12 protein-coding genes are annotated in these 12,010 nt (G+C 45.4%); 11 read left to right on the forward strand and 1 reads right to left on the reverse strand.

Annotation, left to right across the window (positions count from 1 at the left end):
• Positions 1-6: 6 nt before the first annotated feature.
• From KFO40_RS05255 to KFO40_RS05300, 10 genes are all read left to right on the forward strand, one after another.
• Positions 7-960, forward strand: a complete 954-nt coding sequence (locus tag KFO40_RS05255; RefSeq protein WP_004304775.1) for a DUF6772 family protein — start codon at positions 7-9, stop codon at positions 958-960.
• A gap of 17 nt (positions 961-977) precedes the next feature.
• The gene (locus tag KFO40_RS05260) at positions 978-1,307 is read left to right on the forward strand and encodes a hypothetical protein (protein ID WP_004304776.1); all 330 of its coding nucleotides are present in this window, start codon (positions 978-980) and stop codon (positions 1,305-1,307) included.
• Complete coding sequence (locus KFO40_RS05265) at positions 1,295-2,671, forward strand: ComEC/Rec2 family competence protein (protein ID WP_008644257.1); 1,377 nt, start codon at positions 1,295-1,297, stop codon at positions 2,669-2,671. The genes KFO40_RS05260 and KFO40_RS05265 overlap by 13 nt, the downstream gene beginning before the upstream one ends.
• Complete coding sequence (locus KFO40_RS05270) at positions 2,671-3,945, forward strand: FAD-dependent oxidoreductase (RefSeq protein ID WP_211146156.1); 1,275 nt, start codon at positions 2,671-2,673, stop codon at positions 3,943-3,945. The genes KFO40_RS05265 and KFO40_RS05270 overlap by 1 nt, the downstream gene beginning before the upstream one ends.
• Before the next feature lie 40 nt (positions 3,946-3,985).
• On the forward strand, positions 3,986-6,223 hold the full coding sequence (locus tag KFO40_RS05275; RefSeq protein ID WP_008021047.1) for a histidine phosphatase family protein: 2,238 nt from the start codon (positions 3,986-3,988) through the stop codon (positions 6,221-6,223).
• Positions 6,210-7,532 (forward strand): mannitol dehydrogenase family protein, encoded by a 1,323-nt coding sequence (locus KFO40_RS05280; RefSeq protein WP_004308303.1) that lies wholly within the window; start codon positions 6,210-6,212, stop codon positions 7,530-7,532. Before KFO40_RS05275 ends, KFO40_RS05280 begins: the two co-directional genes overlap by 14 nt.
• 21 nt (positions 7,533-7,553) lie before the next feature.
• Entirely contained in the window at positions 7,554-8,639 is a 1,086-nt protein-coding gene (locus KFO40_RS05285; protein WP_120067509.1) for an SGNH/GDSL hydrolase family protein, read from the forward strand.
• The gene (locus KFO40_RS05290) at positions 8,636-9,664 is read left to right on the forward strand and encodes a zinc-dependent alcohol dehydrogenase (protein ID WP_151928185.1); all 1,029 of its coding nucleotides are present in this window, start codon (positions 8,636-8,638) and stop codon (positions 9,662-9,664) included. The genes KFO40_RS05285 and KFO40_RS05290 overlap by 4 nt, the downstream gene beginning before the upstream one ends.
• A gap of 4 nt (positions 9,665-9,668) precedes the next feature.
• A complete protein-coding gene (locus tag KFO40_RS05295; RefSeq protein WP_120145157.1) occupies positions 9,669-10,535 on the forward strand; it encodes a carbohydrate kinase family protein in 867 nt (288 codons plus the stop codon).
• 85 nt (positions 10,536-10,620) lie between these two features.
• On the forward strand, positions 10,621-11,187 hold the full coding sequence (locus KFO40_RS05300) for a nucleosidase (protein ID WP_211146157.1): 567 nt from the start codon (positions 10,621-10,623) through the stop codon (positions 11,185-11,187).
• Here KFO40_RS05300 and KFO40_RS05305 read toward each other — a convergent pair.
• Positions 11,157-11,516: a YbaN family protein gene (locus tag KFO40_RS05305; RefSeq protein WP_004304786.1), complete on the reverse strand. Its 360-nt coding sequence runs from the start codon at positions 11,514-11,516 to the stop codon at positions 11,157-11,159. The two genes, KFO40_RS05300 and KFO40_RS05305, sit on opposite strands and share 31 nt — an antisense overlap.
• A 129-nt stretch (positions 11,517-11,645) precedes the next feature.
• On the opposite strand from KFO40_RS05305, the gene KFO40_RS05310 reads away from it, so the two are divergent.
• Positions 11,646-12,002: a 6-pyruvoyl trahydropterin synthase family protein gene (locus tag KFO40_RS05310; protein ID WP_004308297.1), complete on the forward strand. Its 357-nt coding sequence runs from the start codon at positions 11,646-11,648 to the stop codon at positions 12,000-12,002.
• Positions 12,003-12,010: the final 8 nt, after the last annotated feature.

A 12,010-nucleotide genomic window follows, 5' to 3' on the forward strand; every position in this document is an offset into this window, starting at 1 on the left:
GATATTATGAGCATTGGAGAAATTTTATTGCGCAGTCGCTATCAACCATTGAAAAGGGTGTTGAGCTATGATGTATTCAACACCGGCTTTAACGGCTGGATGACATTAATGCCTAACTTTACGGAATATCCCGATTTTGATGTTCCCAAGACATTGGTCAATAAAGACCAGTGGCCACCGGTCATGCTTAGTTCCGCTACTTTCAGGTATCCGGGCACTCACGGGGCAATGTCCGGCACTTACTCTCTTAAACTTTCGACAAGACCTGTTGCCGCTCCTTATACGGAGATTCCGGCGGAAGGTTGTCTGGGACATGCCATTAAGCGGCTTTCGTTCTCTCGTCCGGGTTGCAAATATTTGCAGATAGAATGTTGGTTTACATACACGGCGGAGCAGGATGTGGTGGATGGCGGTGACCGTCCGCAACCGGGTTTGCATGAGAGTTCCATCCGCGATTTTGGTATGGGATTCGATGTACAGGAGGGTGGAAAACGTTACCATGTAGGAATTCGCTATCTCAATGCAGTAGATGGCAAATTAATGCAGAAGTGGCAGTATGAACATTCCAATGAAGACATAACCGACCGCGATTGGGCTTATGGACTTGACGGAGACTGGTGTAAGAGGGGAGTCGATCCCTGGTGGTTCGGCCGCCGTTATCCTAATGGCGACCACGATGGATTCAAAGATTTGAAAGATGGTCATCAGAAACTCATTTACAATGAGACCGACTGTAAACTCAATTGGCAATACATGCGTCTGAAACTTGACACAGAACTTCGTGAATATGTAGAGTTCCAATGTCAGGACAAAATTTGGGATATGCGTGGCATTGCAGCTGATACCGTTGACGGATATGGACGCATCGACAATCTTATCAATCCTCTTTTCTGGGTGGGTACTGATACCAATCGTCGTGTATTCTTTTATATAGATTCTGTTGTTGTTTCACAAGAATAAAAGGAGGAATGTAATATATGAAAATGTTTAATGATTCCCATCTTGAGGTAAAGAAGTTCTTTAAAGGTACTTTCTTCACTCATCCTTACGAGGCTGGTTGGGCAGATGAGGCTATATTCTTTGTTATGGTTGAGAAAATAGAAGGAGATCCCGTATTTGAAGGTCGTGTGCAACTATCGCAAGACGGTATACATTGGGCTGACGACGGTAGTGAGCCTGTAATCTTCAAAGGACTTGGCCAACATATTATAAAGGTAAATTCAAATTTTGGTAATTATATTCGTCTTGCCGTCAGCATTGAAGGCGGAGAGATGTTTTTAAATCTTCATATAGCATGCAAAGGTTAATATTTATATTTAGTCTGTTCATCCTTGCGATTGTAGGATGCAGTTCCAATGAGTCTCACTCATTTTTGATTCGTCCGGATGGAGGTGGGGAAGATGCTGCCACTGAAATAGAGGTAGGTAAAACGATTCCTGCCTGGCAGGAGGGTGTGATGGATATTCATTTCATCAATACGACTACCGGTGAAAGCATGTTTGTAATATTCCCGGATGGTACGCAAATGCTTATTGATGCCGCAAGTTCGAGTGTTACGACCAACTCTAATAGTAATACGACCAATACCGGTATCCGTAGCCGTTGGGATCCGACTCTGACTTCTACCCGTGGTTCACAGATTATAACTGATTACATTCGTAAGTGTATGGTATGGACAGGTAACAGTACGATTGATTATGCCGTACTTACCCACTTCCATAATGACCACTTCGGCGGTTATACTTCTTCCTTGCCGAAATCTTCCAACTCCGACACTTATTCGTTGATAGGTTTTGCCGAGATTTTCGATAATTTCAAGATTGGTACGCTTCTCGATCGTGGCTATCCCGATTATAACTATCCGTTCAATATGGCGACAATGGCAGACAATGCTCCAAGTTGCAGCAATTATATCAATGCAGTGAAATGGCATGTCGCCAATCAAAAGTTCGATGCTGCGATATTCAAAGCAGGGGCGAATGATCAGATCGTTCAGAAGTATAATCCTGCAAAGTACCCTACTGCAAAGGTGCAAAACGTGGCAGTGAATGGAGAGATCTGGACAGGTTCGGGTACTACCACAAAGAAGACATTCCCTGAACTCTCGGAGATTTCATACGAAAACAGCAAGAACATTACCTCCAGTGACAATTGTCCGCCGGAGAATATAACCAGTTGTGTGATGAAAGTTTCGTATGGCAACTTTGATTTCTTTGCCGGTGGTGACCTTCAGTATAACGGACGTTCGAGTCATGCATGGAAAGATGCCGAACTGCCCTGTGCAAAAGCAGTGGGTCAGGTGGAACTATTGAAAGCTAACCATCACGGTGTAACCAACACCAATCAGGTGGATGCTCTGAAAGCACTCAATCCACAAACGATTGTTGTCAATTCGTGGGTAGATTGTCATCCCCGTACCGATATACTGAATTCGATGGAGACAACGCTCCCTGCGTGTGACATGTTTATCACTAACTTCTGGCAGGGCGATCGCCCCAGCGGAGTAGACGACCGGGTTACGGCGGAAGAGGCTGCGAGAGTAAAGGGATATGATGGACATATTGTAGTTCGTGTGACCGACGGGGGAAACAAATATAGAGTTGTGACAATCACAGATTCTGACGGGGCAATGACTGTTAAGACTATTTCCGGTCCATATACAAGCAGATAATGAATACAAAATATTATGATGTAATAGTAGCAGGTGCAGGTCCTGCCGGGATATGTGCGGCTGTAGCCGCCGCCCGGCAAGGAGCACGTGTTGCTCTTATCGAAAGATATGGAGTCATCGGAGGTAACCTGACCGCCGGGTATGTCGGCCCTATTCTCGGTAGTGTAAGCAAGAACACGATGCGCGATGAGGTTTGTGCTATTCTTGGCGTCAAAGACAATGACTGGATTGGTGAGCATGGAAATGCTCACGATTTCGAAGAGGCAAAACTTACATTGGCAGAGTTTGTCGCCAGGGAAAAGAACATCGATGTCTTTTTGCAATGTTGCGTGTCGGATGTTATTCGTGACGGAAAGGTGGTAAAAGGTATTAAGTGTGCAAGTAACGAGGGGACGCTCTGTTTTGAAGCCGCGGTTACGATTGACTGTACCGGTGATGCCATAGTATCTTTTCTTGCCGGTGCAAAAATAGAAAAAGGACGTGCTGACGGACTCATGCAGCCTGTAACCCTTGAATACACCATTGATGGCGTAGATGAATCGAAAGGAATTATCTGCATTGGAGATGTAGACAATGTTCAATTGAATGGCGAGTGTTTTCTTGATTGGTGTAAAAAGAAAGCCGATGAGGGCAAACTTCCCCGGATGCTTGCTGCCGTGCGTTTGCATCCGTCGGTCAGACCGGGTTGCCGTCAGGTAAATACGACACAAGTCAATAGAGTGGATATTACTTCGGTAAGCTCTATTTTCGCCGCCGATCTTGAACTTAGGCAACAGATACGCCTCCTGACTCAATTCTTGAAAGAAAATTTGCCGGGTTACGAAAACTGTAGAGTGATCGGAAGTGGTACAACAACCGGAGTGCGCGAAAGCCGCAGGGTGATGGGCGACTATGTGATTGATGCCGATGAGATGGCGGAAGGCTGCCGTTTTGCCGATGTGGTGGTACATAAAGCATTGTTCATTGTCGATATACATAATCCTGACGGAGCCGGACAGGCGGAACCGACCATCCAATATTGCAAACCATACGATTTGCCGTATCGTTGTTTTCTCCCGTTGGGCTTGGAAGGGCTTCTGGTGGCGGGACGGTGCATATCGGGTACTCACAGAGCTCACGCTTCCTATCGTGTCATGAGTATTTGCATGGCGATGGGAGAGGCAGTTGGTATTGCCGCTGCCATGAGTGCGTCGCAGCATTGTACTCCGCGGGCTCTCGATGTGGGAGAGTTGCAGAAACGGCTTGAGTCGTTAGGCGTAGAGCTGTTCGATTAACGTAGAACATAATCATACTTTAAATTTATAGAGCATACTTATGAAAAAGATCTATTTGTCTGTCGTGTGCTTACTGATCTCTATTCCCCTTATCGCCCAGTTGTATGTAGAGCCGGAGAAAGAGGTGGAGTGCTCTGTCTTCCTGGCAAAGGAAGGACGGGGGCGGGCACAGCAAGGACTTGAAATATGGGATGATTATATATTCTCGTGCGAGGATGGAGGGCACGTGAATATCTATGATTTCAAAAGTGCCGATCCGAAACCTGTGGCAGGCTTTGAGTTGGCATCCTCCCATCCGGACAACCATGTAAATAATGTATGCTTTGGCGTCGAGACAAAACGCGGAGCATCGTTTCCTCTCTTGTATATCACAAACGGGAAGGTAGGAAGCGAGTTGGAATGGTTGTGTTTTGTGGAGAGCATCACCCGTCGTGGAAAACGTTTTAGCAGCGAAATCGCACAGACAATTGAACTCGATGGCTCGAAGTGGGCGGAGAAAGGGTATGTCCCCATCTTTGGTGCACCAAGCTGGCTGGTCGATCGGGAACGGGGATTTATATGGATATTCTCGGCACGTAAACGTACTGTGGCGAAGGTGACAAAGCATGCGTGGGAAAACCAGTATGTCGCCACCAAATTCCGCATACCGTCGTTGAGTGAGGGCGCAAAGGTGCGCCTCGACGAAAATGACATTCTCGATCAGGTGGTGTTCCCCTATGAGGTATGGTTTACGCAAGCGGGCTGTATGCATGATGGTAAAATCTATTTCTGCTTCGGAGTTGGGAAACAGGATGACAGCCGTCCTTCCTGCATCCGGGTGTACGATACGGATAGGCGGACAATTACTGCCCGATACAATGTGCAGGAACAGGTTATTTACGAACCGGAAGATATTGTGGTCAAAGACGGAGTTATGTATGTCAATACCAATACGAATGCGAAAAAGACGTCTGATCTTCCTTGCATATTCAAACTCTCTCTTCCGAAAGAAAAGCCGGTGGCCGAAAATCCTCTCGACGAGATACGCAGGGATCCGGAACGTGCGGGCGGCGTGTATTATGTGACCGATCTTTCACATCCGGTTACGCCGGCGCCCAAAGGATATACGCCTTTCTATATAAACGGCTATTTCCGTCATGGAGCGCGTCAGATAGACGATGAGGTGACTTATTCTGCCATATACGGCGTATTGGAGAAAGCTCATGCCACAAACAACCTTACCGATTTTGGGAAAGCCTTGTACGAACGTCTTGAACCGTTCAAGAAGAATGTGTTTTACAAAGAAGGCGATCTGACACAAATCGGTTATCGTCAGACAAGGGAGATAGGCCGGAGGATGGTACAAAACTATCCGGAAGTATTTGAAGGCCATCCCTATTTGAAGACTAACGCAACGAATGTGCTTCGGGTGGCGGCCACCATGCAATCTGTAAATTCGGGCATTTTGTCGCTACGCCCCGGGCTTGAATGGGCGGAGATAGACAACTCCCGTTCGTTCCTTACCACACTGAATCCATACGGTAACGTATGTCCCGGCAGGAGTCCGCTTGATAAATATATACTTGGTAAGGAAAACAGTTGGTATAAAAAATATCGTTCATATATAGATGAAAAGTTGGATGTGGATGCTTTTTTTAGAAGACTGTTTATAGATGTTACACAAGTAGAAAGTGAATATGACAAGTACGACCTGATCCATCGCTTCTGGTTAATGGCATCACTGATGCAATGCCTCGACCGCCAAGTGCCTATATGGGATATCTTTACAGAAGAGGAAATATTGGCTTGGGCGGAAATCGAGAACTATAAGTATTTTGCGCAGAAAGGTCCTGAACCGGTATCTCACGGGCGTAGTTGGGGACTTGCATCCCGCACGTTACGCCATTTGTTAGACGAATCTGCCGAAGATCTGGTGCGCAAGCGTCATGGTATCAATCTCAACTTCGGACACGATGGCGTTCTGATGGCCATCTTGACCAATTTGCAAGCCGGGACGTGGGCGCGGGAGGCTAGTAATTCCAAAGAAGCGTTACGGAGTTGGAAGTATTGGGATATTCCGATGGGTGCGAACCTTCAGATGATCTTTTACCAATCAGAAGGCAATCCGGACGTTTTAGTTAAGTTTATGCTGAATGAAAAAGACCTCCGGTTGCCGTTGGAAGCGGTTGAAGCATCTTATTACAAATGGAATGAGGTTTATAAATTCTATATAGAACATTGCGACAAGGTGGAAAAATCACTTGCCGAAACATTGAAATTATCGTATGAAGACTTTTAATTATAATCGTGCTGAAATAAAGGCCGGAATAGTACATTTCGGCGTTGGAAACTTCCATCGTGCACATCTCGAAGCTTACACAAATCTATTACTTGAAGATCCTTCACAAAGATGCTGGGGGGTATTCGGAGCCATGATTATGCCTACGGACGGGGTCTTGTTCAACGCCCTCAAGAAAGACGACGGCATATATCAGTTGACGACATGTAGCCCTTCCGGCGAACAGGATAGTATGCTGATTGGTTCGCTTGTAGAACTGGCATGGGGGGAAATAGACAGTGAGCCTATCATCGCTAAAATAGCATCGGAGGAGATAAAAATCATCTCTCTCACCATTACCGAAGGGGGATATAAGGTTGATTTTAACCAATCGCGCAGTGTGTTTTGGTATGTAGCCGAAGGACTTAAACGCCGGATGGAGAAAGATTTGCCGATTACGATTCTTTCGTGTGACAACATGCAGATGAATGGCAATGCCGCCAAATGTGCGTTTATGTCATACTTCGAAGCGAAATATCCCGAGGTGGCAGCGTGGGCGAAAAAGAAAGTGACGTTCCCGAATTCGATGGTGGATCGAATCACTCCCGTAACAAAACCGGGTAAGGTTACAGATGTGTGTTGTGAAGACTTTATACAATGGGTGATTGAAGATAATTTCATTGCAGGCCGTCCTGCATGGGAGAAGGTGGGAGTTACATTCACCCATGATGTGACCCCGTATGAAATCATGAAATTAAGTCTTCTCAATGCGTCACATACTCTTCTTTCTTATCCTGCCTATATGGAAGGATTCAGGAAGGTCGATGCTGTAATGGCAGACGAGAGGTATCGTGCAATGATAAAGCTGTTTATGAACAGGGATGTTACTCCTTATGTTCCGGTTCCCGAGGGCGTTGACCTTGAAGCGTATAAAGACCAGCTTATCGAACGATTTTCAAACAAGGCGATCAGCGATCAGGTATCACGGCTTTGCGGCGATGGCATTGCTAAGTTTGCGGTTTATGTGGTACCCATACTCAAACAGATGTTGCAGGATGGGAAGGATATTTCGATAGAGGCTTTCCTGATAGCTGTTTATTGCAAATACCTGATAGGTGCGCGCACCGAGTCCGGTGAAAATATAGCTATCTCCGAACCTCACATCACCCCGGCGGACAGGAAGTTGATTTCGGGAGGATCGCCGGCCGAGTTCTTGAAGATATCACCTTTTGTGTCATTGGGACTGGACAAATACCCTGTGTTTATGGAAAAGTATGAGCAGTTTTATGCTATGCAGGTAGCGGAAGGATTGAAAGTCTTATTACAGTAAACAACTAAAAAATCCAAGGCAATGAAGAAGTTTTTCATAACGGTTGTTCTGTCGCTTTCGTGCGTATTGTCGGTTTCGGCACAAAAACAGACGGAGGCGTCAACGCTTAACCTGATAGGTAAGCCGTTTGAATCGACTCCCAATCCGTATCATAGAGTCGATACATTGGTTTATAAAGGTTTTAACAGGACGGAGAATCGACAACTCCGTTGCTCTGCCGGTATGGCTGTGTTGTTTAAAACGAACACGCGTAATATACAGATTACGACAAAGTGGGGATATGTATATTCGAGCCATTCAACCATGCCGATCTCTTATAAAGGATATGATCTTTATATCAAAAATGCAGACGGTCAATGGCAATATGCAGCAAGCGGTTCATTGAAAGCGTATAAGGGCGAGAAAACCGAGACATTCACGCTCATTGAGAATATGGATGGTACGATGCACGAATGTATGATGTATATGCCGATGTATTCGGAGGTCATTTCTTGTAAGATAGGGATAGATGACGATGCTGTTATCGAACCGTTGAAGTCCGATTTTCGTCACAGGATAGCGGTATATGGCTCTTCGTTTACGCAGGGAGTGAGCACGGATCGATCCGGTATGAGTTATCCCATGCAATTTATGCGTAATACTGGTCTTCAAGTCGTGTCGCTCGCAACAAGCGGACGTTGCCTGATGCAGCCTTACATGCTCGATGTTCTTGCGGAAGTCAAGGCTGATGCCTTTATATTCGATACTTTTTCAAATCCTGACGCAGAACTGATAAGAGAGCGCCTGATGCCGTTTATCGATCGGCTTATAGCGGCACATCCGGCTACTCCGTTGATATTTCAGCGTACTATCTATCGTGAACGACGTTCATTCGATACAGTTCTTGATGCGAAAGAACGGGCTAAGGCGGCAACCGTAGAGGAGTTGTTTGCGAAAATCCTCACGAACCCGAAATATAAAGACGTTTATCTGATTACGCCTGATGCTTCCGATGCGCATGAGACATCGGTCGACGGAACTCATCCAAGTAGTTATGGATATGCACTTTGGGCGAAGTCAATAGAGACTCCGGTAATAGAAATTTTAAGTAAATATGGTATAAAATGAGACAAGCGGTATTAGTAGAACCAAAACATATTGAATTTCGTGAAGTTGAGGCGCCTAAGGCGTCGGACCTGAAAGAACATCAGGTACTTCTGAATATTAAGAGAATTGGTATTTGTGGAAGTGAGATACATTCTTATCACGGATGTCATCCGGCAACTTTCTATCCGGTAGTTCAGGGGCATGAATATTCGGCAGTGGTAGTCGCTACGGGGGCGGCGGTTACGATCTGCAAGGCGGGTGACGTTGTCACCGCACGTCCGCAACTCGCGTGTGGGAAGTGCAAGCCTTGTCAGCGGGGAGAGTATAATATTTGTGAAGAGCTAAGAGTGCAGGCTTTTCAGGCAAATGGAGCTGCGCAAGACTTTTTTGTGGTTGATGATGACAGGGTTGCGGTGTTGCCTGAAGGTATGTCACTTGATTATGGGGCTATGATAGAACCGGTGGCAGTAGCTGCGCATGCAACCATGCGTGGCGGGGACTTGAAAGGTAAGAATGTGGTTGTATCGGGTGCCGGAACAATCGGTAACCTCGTGGCGCAGTTCGCTAAGGCAAGAGGAGCCAAACGGGTTCTTATTACCGATGTGAGTGATTTCAGACTTGAAATCGCTCGTAAATGTGGTATAGTAGATACGCTCAATGTAGCTAAGACGCCGCTCAAAGAAGGAGCGAAGAGGCTTTTCGGGGATGAAGATTTTCAAGCTGCGTTTGAGGTTGCCGGAGTTGAGTCGAGTATTCGTTCGCTTATGGAGTGTATCGAAAAAGGGAGTACCATCGTTGTAGTGGCGGTATTTGGCAAGGATCCGTCGCTTGATATGTTCTATTTGGGAGAGCACGAACTGAAGGTGAACGGAACGATGATGTATCGCCATGAAGATTATCTTACGGCTATCGATCAGGTATGTTCGGGAGCCATCCGTCTCGAACCGCTTATTTCGAATCATTTTCCGTTCGAACAGTATGACAAGGCATATAAATTTATAGACGAGAATAGTGCAACATCCATGAAAATAATTATTAAACTATAAAACCATGAAAATAATAGGTATAGGAGAAGTTGTTTGGGATTGCTTCCCGGAAGGTAAGAGACTTGGCGGAGCGCCTATCAATTTCTGTTTTTTTGCGAAGGAATTGGGAGCAGAATCATATCCCGTTACGGCAATAGGTGGCGACGAACTCGGTGATGAAACATTTACGGTGCTTAAAGAGACCGGACTTGATTTAGGATATATTTCCCGTAATATTTTGCCGACAGGTAAAGTGCTTGTGTCGTTGAATGAGGCCGGTGTACCGCAATATGAGATTGTTGAGAATGTTGCTTGGGATGCTATCGAGTGTAGTCCTGCGACCATGAAACTTGTCAGCGATGCAGATGCTGTTTGTTGGGGCTCTTTGGCACAACGAAGTGAAAAGTCACGTGCTGCAATCTTGAGACTCATAGATGCCGTGCCGGATACCTCTTTGAAGGTGTTTGATATTAATATCAGGCAACGTTTTTATTCGACAGACTTGATTGTGGAATCCTTGCAAAAGGCAAATGTGCTCAAATTGAATGAAGACGAATTGCCGTTATTGATTTCTCTTCTTTCCCTTTCGACTGATTTTGTGGAAGCTATCGCAGAACTCATTGCTCGTTTCTCGCTCAAATATGTTATATTCACACAGGGGGCAGTACGTAGTGGCATATATGATGTAAGTGGGGAAGTGTCATCCATAAACACACCTAAAGTCGAGGTGGCCGATACTGTAGGTGCAGGCGACTCGTTTACTGCTACCTTTGTTGTGAACATACTTAGAGGGGTGTCGGTTGCTGAATCACACCGCAAAGCGGTAGATGTATCGGCATATACTTGTACACAAAGGGGGGCTATTAATCCGTTGCCGGATAGTAAAAAGTAATCTCTTTTGATTGCATTTTATAGATAACTCCAGTTAAATAGTTATTTTTGCAGAAATAACTGATTTTTACGAAATAAAGGAACCCATGTTGAAAATATTAGTAACCTACGCCGTACAAGGCGAATTTGTAGAACTTAAATGGCCGGATATAGAACCTTACTACGTTCGTACAGGTATTGGTAAAGTTAAATCAGCCTTTCATTTGGCAGAGGCAATCCGTCAGGTACAACCGGACTTGGTGCTCAATATCGGAAGTGCCGGAACAGTCAATCATCAGGTAGGAGATATTTTTGTATGTCGCAAGTTCATAGACCGTGATATGCAGAAAATGAAAGAGTTCGGATTGGAGTGTGAGATCGATTCATCAGCTCTGCTCGAAGAAAAAGGTTATTGCACGCATTGGACGGAACATGGAATCTGCAATACAGGAGATGGCTTCCTCACCGAGTTGACTCATGTTAGCGGAGACGTGGTAGATATGGAAGCATACGCACAGGCATTTGTTTGCCGTTCAAAAGAAATACCGTTTATTTCCGTGAAATACGTGACTGATATTATTGGCCAGAACTCCGTGAAACATTGGGAAGATAAACTTGCCGATGCACAGCAGGGACTATCGCATTACTTTAACGTCTTGAAAGAAAGAATATGATAAGTGACTCCTGCGGCTATCAATCCCAGGAGAATCTTTACCCATATAAAAGGAATCAGGAAGAAAATGCAATAAAGCATCGTTCCCCACATTAATACGAGAGAAATTATTTTGGCACGGAGAGGAATCGCCTTGTTTTCGCGGAAATTGCGGATATAAGGGCCGAAGTGCCGATGGTTGAGCAGCCAGTTATATAATCGGGGTGACCCTTTGAAATAAAGGGCGGCGGTGAGCAATAGAAAAGGGGTAGTGGGCAGTAGCGGCAGAAAGATGCCGAGAATACCGAGCGCAAGGGAAATACTACCTAAAACAATATATAGAGTTTTCATGCGGCAAAGATAGTGCAAAAAAAGGGAAAAAATAACACTCTTTGCTGGATGAAAACTCTATTTTATATTACCTTTGCCGTTGCATCGAGGTGACATTAGATGCGTGTAACTATTAAAATACATACACTCATGTTTACAGTAATCAAACGCATGGAGATTTCGGCTTCTCATAAGCTGGTACTCCCGTATCGCAGTAAATGCGCCAGTTTACACGGTCACAACTGGATTATCACCGTCTATTGCCGTTCCGCGCGGCTCAACTCCGAAGGAATGGTGGTAGATTTCACCCGCATCAAAGAAGTAGTCACGGAGAAACTCGACCATCAAAATCTGAACGAAGTACTCCCATTTAATCCCACAGCGGAGAATATCGCCCGGTGGGTATGCAAACAGATTCCTCAATGCTATAAAGTAGAAGTGCAGGAATCGGAAGGAAACATTGTCATCTACGAGAAAGATCCCAGCGGCGCAGAAGGACAAGAATAGCAAACCAA

The organism is Bacteroides sp. 1001302B_160321_D4, from assembly GCF_015667765.1.
Lineage (GTDB): Bacteria > Bacteroidota > Bacteroidia > Bacteroidales > Bacteroidaceae > Bacteroides > Bacteroides xylanisolvens.